Consider the following 11994-nt stretch of genomic DNA (forward strand, 5'->3'; position numbering starts at 1 on the left):
GCCCGCGGCTCGCAGAGTCGGTCGTATCGCACCGATCGAAAGGCCCGACCATGACCAGCACCCGCCCGCTCGACTCGCTCCACGGCCACGGCGAGCTGCACCTGCCCGGTGCACCCGGGTACGACGCGGCCCGCACCCCGTGGAACCTCGCCGTCGACCTGCGGCCGGCGGCGGTGGCGCTGCCGCGCAGCGTCGAGGAGGTGACCGGGCTGGTCCGCGCCGCCGCGGCGGCCGGGCTGCGGGTGGCTCCGCAGAGCACCGGGCACGGCGCCAACCCGCTCGGCGAGCGCCCGCTCGACGACGTGCTGTTGCTCCGGCTCACCGAGTTCACCGGCGTCACCATCGACCCGGCCGCGCGGGTGGCGCGGGTGCTCGGCGGCACGCGGTGGCAGCAGGTCATCGAGGCGGCGGCCGCGCACGGGCTGACGGCGCTGCACGGCAGCGCCCCCGATGTCGGGGTGATCGGCTACCTGCTCGGCGGCGGGCTCTCCTTCTACGCCCGCAGGCACGGCGTCGCGGCCACCTCGGTGCGCGCCGCCGAGGTGGTGCTGCACGACGGCACCCTGGTCCGGGCGAGCGCGACCGAGCACCCCGAGCTCTTCTGGGCGATCCGCGGCGGCGGCGGCAACTTCGGCGTGGTGGTGGCCGTCGAGTTCGAGCTGCTGCCCTACGCCGACGTCTTCGCGGGCATGCTGCTCTGGGATCGGGCGCGGGCCGCCGAGGTGGTCGGCGCCTACGCCGAGTGGAGCCGCACCGCGCCGGAGTCCGCGACCACCGCGCTGCGGATCATGAGCTTCCCGCCGCTGCCCGAGCTGCCGCCCTTCCTCGCCGGGCGCGACCTGGTGATCGTCGACGGCGCGATCCTGGCCGACGACGACACCGCCGCCGCCGTGCTCGCCCCGCTCCGCGCACTCGCCCCCGAGCTGGACACCTTCGCCCGCATTCCCGCCGCCCAGCTGCTCTACACGCACATGGACCCGCCCGCCCCGACCCCCTGCGTCGGCGACCACAGCGTGCTCGGCCCGCTCGACGCCGACGCCGTCGGGGCGTTCCTGGACCGGGTCGGCGACGGCGTTGACCACGGGCTCATGTTCGCCGAGCTGCGGCACCTGGGCGGCGCGCTCGGCAGGCCGGCCGTCGACGGCGGCGCGCTCGCCCACGTGCCCGGCGAGTTCGCGCTGCTCGCGATGGCGGTGGCGCCGACCCCGCAGGCCGCGGTCGCGGGCCGGGCGGCGGCGTTCAGCGTGGTCAGGGCGATGTCCGCGTGGTCGCGGCCGAGTCTGATCCCGACCTTCGCGGAGAACCGGGTGGAGTCCGGCAGGCTCTACGACGGCGAGGACTGGGCGCGGCTCTGCCGGGTGCGGGACGCGGTCGCGCCGGGCGCGGCCTTCGTGGCGAACCACGCGCTCGGCTAGTCCGAGATGCCGACGGCCCGGTTCAGGTAGGTCTCGTCGGTGACCTGGTCCAGCAGGAACCCGGCGATATCGGCCCTGGAGATCTTCAGCGCCAGCCCCGAGACCTCGGCCCCGAAACCGCGCTGGAAGGTGCCGGTGGCGGGGCCGTCGGTGAAGGCGCTCGGCCGCACCAGGGTCCAGCGCAGGTCGGTCGCCTCCCGGACGTACCGCTCCTGGAGCTGGTGGTCGGCGTAGGCGGGGCGGAGCAGCAGCCCGAACATGACGTACTTCCAGAGGAAGTTCAGGTTCGCCCTGCTGTCGCCCGCCCCCAGCGTGGTCTGGCAGACCAGCCGCTGCACCCCCGTGCTGCGCATGGCCTCGATGACCGAGCGGGTGCCCTCGGCGCGGACAGTGCCCTTGCGGCCGTTGCCGAGCGCGACGATCACCGCGTCCTGCCCGGCCACCGCGCGCTCGGCCGCGGTCACCTCGAGCACGTCGCCGGTGACCACCCGCAGGTTCGGGTGCGAAGCGATGCCCGCCGCATTGCGGGTGCAGGCGGTGATCTCGTGGCCGCGCTCCAGCCCCTGCTCGACCACGAGCCTGCCCACCGTTCCGGTCGCTCCGAAAACCGCGATTCGCATGTCCTTCTCCTCCTCCGGTCCCGCTCGGAAGGGGTTGAGCGGGAGGTGTTTCCAGTACACCGGCGGGAGCGCGGGCGGAACATGGCCTGGCGTCTCGGAAACATGCGTGGTGCTCCAGTACCGTCGGCGGCACCAATCGCGTGAAGGGAGTGCCGCCGGTGAAGTGGACCCTCGAGGTCGTCGTCGTCCCGGTGTCCGATATCGACCGGGCCAAGCGTTTCTACTCCGAAGGGGTCGGCTTCGATATCGACCACGACACCGTCGGGCAGGCGCCGGACGGCGCCGCGATCCGGATCGTGCAGCTCACCCCGCCCGGGTCGGGGTGCTCGATCGTGATCGGCAGCGGGGCGGTGCCGGAGATGGTGCCCGGCTCGCTCAAGGGGCTGCAGCTGGTGGTGCCGGATGTCAGGGCGGCGCACGCCGAGCTGGCGGGGCGCGGGGTCGCGGTCTCCGAGGTCCAGGTGGTCGGGGTGAATCCGCGCGAGGTGCCGGACCCACTGGACAATGTCGGGTTCTTCTTCTTCGACGACCCGGACGGCAACAGCTGGGCGGTGCAGCAGATCTCCGCCCGCGGTTAGCGGTACTCGGCGAAGAACTCGCCGATCTCGCGGGCCGCGAGCTCCGGCGCGGCGTGGTGCAGGTAGTGGGTGGGCACGTCGTGCACCCGCCAGGAGACGATGGCGCGGTGATCGCGGTCGGCGAAGCGGCGGATGCCGTGGAAATCGCCGGCCGAGCCGGAGAGGGCGAGCGGCACCGTCGTCGGCTCGGCAGCCCGCTCCGCCCTGGCGTTCTCGTAGTACTGCCGGATGGCCGAGCCCGCGCTGCCGGAGAACCAGTGCAGCGCGAGGTGGGTGAGGACGAATTCGTCGTCGAGGTCGGGGCCGAGCAGCTGGCTGTTCCAGCCCGCGAGCCCGGCGGGTGAATCCACGATGGCGTGCGCCAGGGTCTGCGGCTGCTGCGAGTGCAGGGTGTTGAAGCTCATCTTGTGCTCCGCGAACCAGGTGAGGGTGGCGAGCGCGGCCTGCTCGTCCGCGGTGAGGTCGGCGAACTCGGCCGGGTCGCCGGAGGGGAACGAGTACACCTGCGACACGTGCACCCCCGAGACCGGCGCCACCCGGCCCAGCTCCGGCGCGATCTGCGCGCCGTGGTCATTGCCGACCACGCCGAAGCGGGCGTACCCGAGCCGCTCCATGAGCTCGGCGAGCGCGCGGGCGGTGCGCCGATCGTCCCAGCCGGTCGAGGTGGTCGGGCCGGAGAAGGCGTAGCCGGGGAGCGAGGGGATCACCAGGTCGTACCCGGCCGCGGTGAGCGGTTTCGCCACCGCGAGGTACTCGGCGAAGGTGCCCGGCCAGCCGTGCAGCAGGAGCAGCGGGAAGGCGCTGTCGCGCTCGCTCCGCAGGTGCAGGAAGTGGATGTCCTGGCCGTCGATCTCGGTGCGGAACTGCGGGTGCTCGTTGAGCTTCGCCTCCAGTGCGCGCCAGTCCAGCTGCTGCCACTGCTCGACCAGGTGGCGGACGCGGTCGGTGGTGACGCCGTAGGCGTCGCCGGAGCCGGGGAGCTGGTCGGCCCAGCGGGTGCGGGCCAGGCGGTCGTGCAGGTCGTCCAGGTCGGCCTGGGGAATCTCGATGCGGAAGGGGCGGATCATCGGGTGCCTCGATTCTGGAACGGAATAGTTTGTTCCGTTCAGACAGTAGCGGAACGGATCATTCCGTTCAAGTGGTAATCTCGGGGCATGGGCGACACGCTTCCCGGGCGCAAGGCGCAGGCCGCGCGCAATGACGGGCTCATTCTGGATGCCGCGCGGGCGGTGTTTCTCGCCGATCCCGGTGCGCCGATCTCGGCCGTCGCCGAGCGGGCCGGGGTCGGGATCAGCGCGCTCTACCGGCGCTACCCGAGCAAGGAGGTGCTGCTGCGCACGCTCTGCTACGAGGGGCTGCGGAAGTACTGCGCGCTCGGCGCGGCCGCGCTGGAGGTTCCCGACGGGTGGGCGGGGCTGGCCGGGTTCCTGGAGTCCGTGGTCGAGGCCGATGTGCACTCGCTGACCGTGCGGCTGGCGGGGGGTTTCGCGCCGGACGAATCGATCCTGCCCGACCTGCGGCGGGCCGGGGAGATCGCCACCGAGCTGGTGCGGCGGGCGCACGCGAGCGGGCGACTGCGCGCCGATATCGAGGCAGCCGACCTGAGTCTGGTGCTGGAGGCGTGCTCAGCGGTCGGGGTGCCCGATCCCGCCCGGACGCTCGAATTACGCAGGCGCACCCTAGCTCTGCTGCTCGCCGGGATGCAGGCCGATGGACCGGAGCTGCCCGGCCCGCCGCCCGCGCCCGGTGAGTTCGCGGGGCGGTGGGAGTGGCCTCAGCGGCGGCCGAGGTAGAGGGTCTGGGTGCTGCGGCCCAGCGGGCCCTTCTCGTCGAAGAGGGCCGATTCGGCGAGGCCGATTCCGTGGCGCTGCGGGAGGGTGACGGCGTCCAGGCAGACCCACTCGCCCACCGGGTGGCGGTGCAGCGTGACGGTGAGATCGGTGTTGATGAACAGGTAGGCGTTCCAGTCCAGGACGGCGCTCACCCCATTGCCGGAGTCGGCGGCGGCCAGCGTGCGCTCCAGCGGGCTCGGCGTGCTGCCCGCCACGATCGGGTACTTGAGCCGGATCCAGCAGACCGCGGGCCCCGGCTTCGCGAACGAACCCGCCGCGAACCGGTACTCGATACCGGTGTGGAACCCGACCGGCTGCGTCGAGGGGAAGGGCTCCGGCTCCGGTGCCTGCTCCGGCCCGGGCCGGGTGCCGGTCGGCAGGAACTCGGCGGGCAGCTCCAGCTCCGGCTCGGCCAGCTTGAACCGCCAGGCGTTCGCCCGCATCACCGGCCCGCGCTCCGACTCCAGCGTGGCCTCCAGCAGCTCCACGCTGCGGCCCGGCCGCACCAGCCGCGCCTTCGCGGTGAGCGGCGCCAGCGGCACCGGGCCGAGGATCTCCACCGCCACCCGCCCGATCTGGAACCCCGGCTTCGGCTCGCACCGCTCCAGCACGTGCCCGAGCAGGGCCGATGGTGGTCCGGCGTGCTGCGCGTCCGGGGACCACGGGCCGCGGGTCAGCTCGGTCGAGTGGTAGCGCTGCTCGTCGTCCGGGTCGGGTAGGTAGAAGGCGTCGGTCATGACCCCGATTCTGCCCCGCGCCGTACCGGCAGGCGCGGGGCACCGGGCGTCTCAGGAGACGACGGGCAGGTAGACCTGCGACCCCTTCCCGGCGAACTCCGCCGACTTCTCGACCATCCCCGCCTCGATGGCCTCCACATCGGTGAGACCGTTCTTCTCCGCGTACTCCCGCACATCGGCGGAGATCCGCATGGAGCAGAACTTGGGCCCGCACATGGAGCAGAAGTGCGCGGTCTTGGCGGGCTCGGCGGGCAGCGTCTCGTCGTGGTACTCCCGCGCGGTGTCGGGATCGAGCGAGAGCGCGAACTGATCCCGCCAGCGGAATTCGAAGCGCGCCCTCGAGAGCGCGTCGTCGCGCTGCTGCGCGCGCGGGTGCCCCTTGGCCAGGTCGGCGCTGTGCGCGGCGATCTTGTAGGCGATCACCCCGACCTTGACGTCGTCCCGGTCGGGCAGCCCGAGGTGCTCCTTGGGGGTGACGTAGCAGAGCATGGCGGTCCCGGCCTGGGCGATCACGGCGGCGCCGATGGCGGAGGTGATGTGGTCGTAGGCGGGCGCGATATCGGTGGCGAGCGGGCCCAGGGTATAGAAGGGCGCCTCGGCGCAGAGCTCCTCCTCCAGCCGCACGTTCTCCACGATCTTGTGCATGGGCACGTGGCCGGGGCCCTCGATCATCACCTGCACGCCGTGCGACTTGGCGATCGCGGTGAGCTCGCCGAGGGTGCGCAGCTCGGCGAATTGCGCGGCGTCGTTGGCGTCGGCGATGGAACCCGGGCGCAGCCCGTCGCCGAGCGAGAAGGTGACGTCGTAGCGCGCCAGGATGGCGCAGAGCTCCTCGAAGTGCGTGTACAGGAACGACTCCCGGTGGTGCGCCAGGCACCACGCCGCCATGATCGAGCCGCCGCGGGAGACGATGCCGGTGACCCGCTTCGCGGTGAGCGGGATGTAGCGCAGCAGCACGCCGGCGTGCACGGTCATGTAGTCCACGCCCTGCTCGGCCTGCTCGATCACGGTGTCCCGGTACAGCTCCCAGCTCAACGCGGTCGGATCGCCGTTCACCTGCTCCAGCGCCTGGTAGATCGGCACGGTGCCGACCGGGACCGGCGAATTGCGCAGGATCCACTCGCGGGTCTCGTGGATGTTCTTCCCGGTGGAGAGGTCCATGATGGTGTCGGCGCCCCAGCGGGTGGCCCAGACCATCTTCTCCACCTCCTCCGCGATGGACGAGGAGACCGCCGAATTCCCGATATTGGCATTGATCTTCACCAGGAACCTCTTGCCGATGATGGCCGGCTCCAGCTCCGGATGGTTGCGGTTGGCCGGGATCACCGCGCGCCCCGCGGCGACCTCGGCGCGGACCAGCTCCGGCTCCACCCCCTCGCGCGCGGCGACGAACCGCATCTCCGGGGTCACGATCCCCGCCCGCGCCCAGGCCGGCTGGGTGCGCGGCCCCTCGGCCGTGGGCTGCTCCCAGCTGTCCCGCAGCGCGGGCAGCCCGGCCGCGAGATCGATGGTCGAACGGTGGTCGGTGTACGGCCCCGACGTGTCGTACACGTCGAACCGCTCCCCATTGCTGAGCGAAATGCGGCGCACCGGCACCCGCAGCTCGTCCACCTCGAGATAGTGCTTCGCGCTGCCCTCGATGGGCCCGGTGGTCACGACAGATTTCACGATGTCACTCCCTACGCCGGCATTACCCGGTCAGGTTCCTACGGTCGACGGCCCTAGCCGTCCTCTCAGCCCGCTGGTGCGAGCCCCCGTCATCGACGATGAAGTTGTGCGCGGCCGACCCTACCCGCTACGCGTCGCGCAGCATCCGGAACACCTGGCCGCCGACGAAATCGCCGAGATCCTGCGGCGTCCAGTCGGCGGTGCCCGCCATCAGCGTCTGCACCGCGCCCTCGCCCGCGGCCAGCCACTGGTCCACCAGCACCGGCAGTTTGCGCTCGGCGCCGGTGGTGCCCCAGCCGGCCATGGAGCCGCGCAGCAGCGTGGTGCAGCGGTTCACCGCGAGCCGCCTGCCCCGGCCGAACTCCTCGGAGATCACCGGGTCCGGGGTCTCGGCCAGGAAGCGCCAGGACTCCGGGCGCGCGGCGGTGAGTGTGAGCAGCGTGCGGAAGCTGTCGACCACCGCGGACTCGTCCTCGCCGAGGTCGCGGGTGGGGAGCGTGGAGAGCAGGTCGTGGATGAGGTAGTTCTCCTCGCGCCTGCGCAGCGCGTCGATCAGCTGCACCCGGTCCGCGAAGCAGGCGTAGACGACCGGGCGGGTGACCCGCATGCGGTCCGCGATCGAGGCCATGGTGACGGCGGAGAGCCCCTCGGAGACCGCGAGGGTGAGCGCGGTGTCGAGCACCTGCGGCCGCCTGCGCTGCGGGCCGAGATGCTGTGCCCGCTGCCGCGGCCGGACGGCCGACTCACTACCCATGGCCGGTAACCCTAGCAGCGCGGACCCGTCGAGTGGGGTAACAAGACCAGACGGATGGTTTTACCGGAAAACGCTCCTACCAGCGTTGATCCGTCTCAGTCGGTGAACTCCGCGAGGACCGGCGCATGGTCGCTCGCACCCTTGCCCTTGCGCTCCTGCCGATCCACCACCGCGTCGGTGACCGTGGCCGCGAGCGCGGGGGAGGCCAGCACGAAATCGATCCGCATGCCCTCCTTCCTGGCGAAGCGCAGCTGCGTGTAGTCCCAGTAGGTGTAGACGCCGGGCCCGGGGGCGAAGGGCCGCATGACGTCGGCGTACCCGGTGGCCACGATGGCGGCGAAGGCGTCCCGCTCCGGCTGCGAGGTGTGCGTCTTGTTCTCGAAGTACTCCGGCGACCAGACGTCGTCGTCGGTCGGCGCGATATTCCAATCCCCGACCAGCGCGATCTTCGCCGCCGGGTCGGCGCTCAGCCAGTGCTCACCGGTCTGCCGCAGCGCCGCGAGCCACTCCAGCTTGTAGCGGTAGTGCGGGTCGTCCAGCGCCCGGCCGTTCGGCACGTACAGGCTCCACACCCGGACCCCGCCGCAGGTCGCCCCGAGCGCCCGCGCCTCCACCACCGGCGCGCCGAGCAGCGATTCCCCGGCGTCCTTGTCGAAGCCGGGCTGCCCGGGGAAGGCCGCCTCGACATCCGCGAGCCCGACCCGGGAGGCGATGGCGACCCCGTTCCACTGGTTCACCCCGAGGTGCGCCACCTCGTACCCGGCCGCCTCGAACCGCTGATGCGGGAACTGGTCGTCCCGGCACTTGGTCTCCTGGATGGCCAGGACGTCGACGTCCTGCCGATCCAGGAAATCGATCACCCGGTCGATCCGGGAGCGGATGGAGTTGACGTTCCAGGTGGCGAGGCGCACGGGGGACCTTTCAGCTCTGCCGCGGCGCGGCGTATCGGTAGCGGTGGTGCTCCACGAACCCCATCTCCCGGAACAGCCCGAGCCCGTCCGGGTTGTCCGCGGCCACCTGGACGTAGGCGTACCCGGCCCCGCGCTCCTGCCCCCAGCGCAGCAGCTCCGCGCAGATCAGCGCGCCGAGGCCGTGCCGCCGGTGCTCGGTGGCGACCGCGACGCAGGAGAGCCCCACCCAGTGCCGCCCGTCCGGCGCGGTGGTGACCGCGGCGCGGGCCACCGCGATCGGCTGCGGGACGCCGAGCACGGCGAAGCCGAGCGAACCGTCCCGGACGGCATTGAGCACATCCGGCGCGGGCCGCGGCGGCGGGGACGCGACCGGGTCCGGGATGCCGCCGCGGTACCGGTACAGCTCCAGCCAGGCCTGCGAGGGCGCGGGCGAGATGCGCACCATGGACGGCCCCTGCGGCAGCACCATGGTGGCGATATCGATGCCGAGCACGACCGTCTCGTTCCAGGTGTGCCAGCCGGGCGGGGTCGCGGCCAGCCGGTCCGGCAGGCAGAGCTGCACCGGAAGGCCGTGCTCGGTGTACCAGGCACCGATCCGGTACAGCGTGTCCTTGCCGACGATCGCCGGGCCGCTCGCGTCACCGAGCGGCAGCGCGGAGTTGGCGCGGTGCGTGTAGCCGTGGCCCGCGCGCAGCAGCCAGCCGTCCAGCCAGGTCTGCTCGACCCCGGGCCAGCCCGCGGCGCCGGCGTACTCCAGCGCCCTGATCTCCGAGGTGCGGATGGGCCGCGCCGGGATCGCGCGCAGCGCCACGATCTTGTCCGGCGCCACCTCCACCAGCGCGCCGTCACCGGTGCGCACGGTCGGCGGATCCACCGCGACCAGCTCGCCGAGCACGTCGGTGAGCGGCTGCGGGTACCCCTCCGGCAGCCGGTACCGCATGACCACCCGGTCGCCGAGTGCGGGCGGCCGCTGCGGTTCGATGCTCATCAGTCGTGCCCGAACGGGTCCGGCCCCGCGCCCGGCAGCCAGCTCAACCCCGGTGTGCCCCAGCCGTTCCGCTTGATCGCCTTCTTGGCGGCGCGGGCGTGCCTGCCGATCAGCACGTCCACGTAGAGGAAGCCGTCCAGGTGGCCGACCTCGTGCTGCAGCATGCGGGCGAAGAACCCGGTGCCCTCCAGCTCGACCGGCTCGCCCTTCTCGTCGGTCCCGGTGACCCTGGCCCAGTCGGCGCGGCCGGTGGGGTACTGCTCGCCGGGGACGGAGAGGCAGCCCTCGTCGTCATCGTCCGGATCGGGCATGGTCTCGGGCAGCGCGGAGGTCTCCAGGATCGGGTTCACCACGGCGCCCCTGCGCCGCACGGTGCCGCCGTCGGCGTCGCGGTCCGGGCAGTCGTAGACGAAGAGCCGCTTGGCCACCCCCACCTGGTTGGCCGCGAGCCCGACGCCGTTGGCGGCGTCCAGGGTCTCGTACATGTCGGCGATCAGCGGCGCCAGCTCCTCCGGCGCCTCGGTGACCTTTTCGGTCGGGTTGTGCAGCACCGGGTCGCCGACGATCACGATCGGGAGGATTGCCATGCGGTAATTATTGCCGTTACCGGAAGGTAGGGAACACGCCGGGTGCTCGGCCGGAATCCGTCCGGGGGCCGTGGTTCAATGAACCGGTCGGACCAGCACGTGATGGGAACTCGGCGAGGGAGCGAGATGGACAGCGCAGCTGCTCGGAATCCATCCGGCACCCCGGAGGATGCCGACGAGCCGGTGATCGAGGATGCGAGCGGCCTCTCCCGGCGCGATCAGGAGATCCTCGCCTTCGAGCGCCAGTGGTGGAAGTACGCGGGTGCCAAGGAGGAGGCGATCCGCGAACTGTTCGGTATGTCCCCCACCCGCTACTACCAGGTGCTGAACGCCGTCGTCGACCGCCCTGAGGCGCTCGCCGCCGACCCGATGCTGGTGAAGCGGCTGCGCAGGCTGCGCGCGAGCAGGCAGAAGGCAAGGGCCGCGCGGCGCCTCGGTTTTCAGGTCTGAGCCCGCGGTGTCGCGTGTCGGCGGCAGCGGCCTCGAACGCCGGTCGGAACGACTAGGGTCGAGGGGGTGAGCAACCCGAATCCCACCTCCGGCGGGCCGCCGCTGCGCGCGCTGGCGATGGTGTTGATCGCGCTGGCCATCGTGTTCGCCGGGCTGGGGGCGATGTCGCTGTCGGACTCCGATTCCAGCGCGTCGGAGGGGCAGGGCGCGGAGACCAGCACCGCCGCCCCGACGACCACCGCGGCCACCACCCCGCGCGCCACCACCACCGCGAGCGCGGCGGCGAGCACCACCGCCACGGTGCCGGAGACCCCGAGCGCGGTCGAGAGCACGACCGCGGCCGCGCCGCCACCGCCCCCGCCGCCCGCGGCGCCGTCGGTGAACCGGGCGGTCCCGGTGCGGGTGCTGAACAACAGCCTGGTGGCCGGGTTGGCCGGGCGCACCGCGAGCGAGCTGGGCGCGAACGGCTGGAGCAATGTCGCCACCGGCAACTACGCCGGCGGCACGCTCCCGAAAACCACCGTCTTCTACGGCGATTCGCCCGCCGAGCAGGCGGCGGCCGAGGCCATCGCAGCGGAGATCGGCGCGGTCGCCGAACCGCGGTTCGCCGGAATCTCCGGCTCCGAGCCGGGTGTGATCGTCATCGTGACGGGTAACTGAGCGGCATAGACGCGGGTCACCCTCTCACGATCAGGCTGCTCTCGCGTGGCAAGATCGTGCGCGGTACGCCTGTCCACATCCGTGAAGGAGTCATTCCGATGGCCTCGTCCCCGTCCCGTCGCCCGTCCTGGCGGATCGTGACCCCGGTGCTCGCGATCGCGGCGTTCGGCCTGGCCGGCTGCTCCAACAGCCAGGAGTCGACCGACGCGGTGGGTACAACGCCGCCGGTCTTCACCGCCTCCCCGGCCCCGGCGAGCGAGTCCGGGCACGGCGGCGGCGAGCACTCCGGTTCGGCGTCGGGCGCGACCGCGGAGCTCAAGGACCCGTCCGGGCAGACCGTCGGCACCGTGAGCTTCGCCGAGGTCAGTGGCCACCTGCAGGTCACCGTCGAGGCGCGCGGGCTGCGCCCCGGCTTCCACGGGCTGCACATCCACCAGGTGGGCAAGTGCGAGGCGAACTCGGTCGCCCCGACCGGCGGCCCGGCGGGCGACTTCCTCTCCGCGGGCGGGCACCTGCAGGTCGGCAGCGCGAACAGCCACCCGGCCAGCGGCGACCTGACCTCGCTGCAGGTGCGCGGTGACGGCAGCGCCTCGCTGGTCACCAGCTCCGACACCGTGACGCTGGCCGACATCAAGGACAAGGCGATCGTGGTGCACGCCGACGCCGACAACTTCGGCAATATCCCGAACCGGTACCAGCGCGCCGACGGCGTCGCCGGGCCGGACGAGGCCACCCTCGCCACCGGTGACGCGGGGGGCCGCGTCGCCTGTGGCGTCATCCACTAGGGGGAGCAG

General features: G+C 72.3%; 14 protein-coding genes and 1 riboswitch. Of the genes, 6 read left to right on the forward strand and 8 right to left on the reverse strand.

From position 1 onward, the window contains the following. The first annotated feature begins 50 nt into the window (after positions 1 to 50). Entirely contained in the window at positions 51 to 1415 is a 1365-nt protein-coding gene (locus AB0H71_RS10795) for an FAD-dependent oxidoreductase (protein WP_357017833.1), read from the forward strand. Here the strand turns inward: AB0H71_RS10795 and AB0H71_RS10800 are convergent. Beyond that, on the reverse strand, positions 1412 to 2035 hold the full coding sequence (locus AB0H71_RS10800) for an SDR family oxidoreductase (RefSeq protein WP_357017836.1): 624 nt from the start codon (positions 2033 to 2035) through the stop codon (positions 1412 to 1414). The two genes, AB0H71_RS10795 and AB0H71_RS10800, sit on opposite strands and share 4 nt — an antisense overlap. 158 nt (positions 2036 to 2193) lie before the next feature. Here AB0H71_RS10800 and AB0H71_RS10805 point away from each other — a divergent pair, with 158 nt between their 5' ends. Continuing rightward, positions 2194 to 2613 (forward strand): VOC family protein, encoded by a 420-nt coding sequence (locus AB0H71_RS10805; RefSeq protein WP_357017839.1) that lies wholly within the window; start codon positions 2194 to 2196, stop codon positions 2611 to 2613. Here AB0H71_RS10805 and AB0H71_RS10810 read toward each other — a convergent pair. Next, on the reverse strand, positions 2610 to 3680 hold the full coding sequence (locus AB0H71_RS10810; RefSeq protein ID WP_357017841.1) for an alpha/beta fold hydrolase: 1071 nt from the start codon (positions 3678 to 3680) through the stop codon (positions 2610 to 2612). The two genes, AB0H71_RS10805 and AB0H71_RS10810, sit on opposite strands and share 4 nt — an antisense overlap. A gap of 87 nt (positions 3681 to 3767) precedes the next feature. Between AB0H71_RS10810 and AB0H71_RS10815 the strand changes: the two genes are divergently transcribed. Next, entirely contained in the window at positions 3768 to 4406 is a 639-nt protein-coding gene (locus AB0H71_RS10815; RefSeq protein ID WP_357017844.1) for a helix-turn-helix domain-containing protein, read from the forward strand. On the opposite strand, the gene AB0H71_RS10820 is transcribed toward AB0H71_RS10815, so the two are convergent. The 6 genes from AB0H71_RS10820 to AB0H71_RS10845 form a co-directional block, all read right to left on the reverse strand. Continuing rightward, positions 4388 to 5182 carry a thioesterase family protein gene (locus AB0H71_RS10820; RefSeq protein ID WP_357017847.1) on the reverse strand — a complete coding sequence of 265 codons (795 nt, stop codon included), beginning with the start codon at positions 5180 to 5182 and terminating at the stop codon, positions 4388 to 4390. The two genes, AB0H71_RS10815 and AB0H71_RS10820, sit on opposite strands and share 19 nt — an antisense overlap. A gap of 51 nt (positions 5183 to 5233) precedes the next feature. After that, positions 5234 to 6850, reverse strand: coding sequence for a phosphomethylpyrimidine synthase ThiC (thiC, locus tag AB0H71_RS10825; RefSeq protein WP_357017850.1), 1617 nt, complete (start codon positions 6848 to 6850; stop codon positions 5234 to 5236). After that, positions 6838 to 6950: riboswitch (TPP riboswitch) on the reverse strand. Its footprint overlaps the gene before it by 13 nt. A gap of 27 nt (positions 6951 to 6977) precedes the next feature. Continuing rightward, the gene (locus AB0H71_RS10830) at positions 6978 to 7604 is read right to left on the reverse strand and encodes a TetR family transcriptional regulator (protein WP_357017852.1); all 627 of its coding nucleotides are present in this window, start codon (positions 7602 to 7604) and stop codon (positions 6978 to 6980) included. 95 nt (positions 7605 to 7699) lie between these two features. Next, positions 7700 to 8515, reverse strand: a complete 816-nt coding sequence (locus AB0H71_RS10835; RefSeq protein WP_357017854.1) for an exodeoxyribonuclease III — start codon at positions 8513 to 8515, stop codon at positions 7700 to 7702. Between the two features lie 10 nt (positions 8516 to 8525). Further along, positions 8526 to 9503, reverse strand: coding sequence for a GNAT family N-acetyltransferase (locus tag AB0H71_RS10840; protein ID WP_357017857.1), 978 nt, complete (start codon positions 9501 to 9503; stop codon positions 8526 to 8528). Next, positions 9503 to 10090: a peptide deformylase gene (locus AB0H71_RS10845; protein WP_357017859.1), complete on the reverse strand. Its 588-nt coding sequence runs from the start codon at positions 10088 to 10090 to the stop codon at positions 9503 to 9505. Before AB0H71_RS10845 ends, AB0H71_RS10840 begins: the two co-directional genes overlap by 1 nt. A 126-nt stretch (positions 10091 to 10216) precedes the next feature. On the opposite strand from AB0H71_RS10845, the gene AB0H71_RS10850 reads away from it, so the two are divergent. The 3 genes from AB0H71_RS10850 to AB0H71_RS10860 all read left to right on the forward strand — a co-directional run bounded on the left by AB0H71_RS10850 (position 10217) and on the right by AB0H71_RS10860 (position 11985). Next, positions 10217 to 10540, forward strand: a complete 324-nt coding sequence (locus tag AB0H71_RS10850; protein WP_357017862.1) for a DUF3263 domain-containing protein — start codon at positions 10217 to 10219, stop codon at positions 10538 to 10540. Positions 10541 to 10606: 66 nt separating this feature from the next. Further along, on the forward strand, positions 10607 to 11200 hold the full coding sequence (locus AB0H71_RS10855) for a LytR C-terminal domain-containing protein (protein WP_357017864.1): 594 nt from the start codon (positions 10607 to 10609) through the stop codon (positions 11198 to 11200). Between the two features lie 98 nt (positions 11201 to 11298). Then, positions 11299 to 11985 (forward strand): superoxide dismutase family protein, encoded by a 687-nt coding sequence (locus tag AB0H71_RS10860; RefSeq protein WP_357017866.1) that lies wholly within the window; start codon positions 11299 to 11301, stop codon positions 11983 to 11985. Positions 11986 to 11994 lie beyond the last annotated feature (9 nt).

The organism is Nocardia sp. NPDC050697 (assembly GCF_040654395.1).
Lineage (GTDB): Bacteria > Actinomycetota > Actinomycetes > Mycobacteriales > Mycobacteriaceae > Nocardia.

Bases quoted from the DNA above. Each gene is read 5' to 3' on its own strand.
- AB0H71_RS10795 (WP_357017833.1), top strand. From the start codon at position 51: ATGACCAGCACCCGCCCGCTCGACTCGCTCCACGGCCACGGCGAGCTG.
- AB0H71_RS10800 (WP_357017836.1), bottom strand. From the start codon at position 2,035: ATGCGAATCGCGGTTTTCGGAGCGACCGGAACGGTGGGCAGGCTCGTG.
- AB0H71_RS10810 (WP_357017841.1), bottom strand. From the start codon at position 3,680: ATGATCCGCCCCTTCCGCATCGAGATTCCCCAGGCCGACCTGGACGAC.
- AB0H71_RS10815 (WP_357017844.1), top strand. From the start codon at position 3,768: ATGGGCGACACGCTTCCCGGGCGCAAGGCGCAGGCCGCGCGCAATGAC.
- AB0H71_RS10820 (WP_357017847.1), bottom strand. From the start codon at position 5,182: ATGACCGACGCCTTCTACCTACCCGACCCGGACGACGAGCAGCGCTAC.
- AB0H71_RS10830 (WP_357017852.1), bottom strand. From the start codon at position 7,604: ATGGGTAGTGAGTCGGCCGTCCGGCCGCGGCAGCGGGCACAGCATCTC.
- AB0H71_RS10840 (WP_357017857.1), bottom strand. From the start codon at position 9,503: ATGAGCATCGAACCGCAGCGGCCGCCCGCACTCGGCGACCGGGTGGTC.
- AB0H71_RS10845 (WP_357017859.1), bottom strand. From the start codon at position 10,090: ATGGCAATCCTCCCGATCGTGATCGTCGGCGACCCGGTGCTGCACAAC.
- AB0H71_RS10850 (WP_357017862.1), top strand. From the start codon at position 10,217: ATGGACAGCGCAGCTGCTCGGAATCCATCCGGCACCCCGGAGGATGCC.
- AB0H71_RS10860 (WP_357017866.1), top strand. From the start codon at position 11,299: ATGGCCTCGTCCCCGTCCCGTCGCCCGTCCTGGCGGATCGTGACCCCG.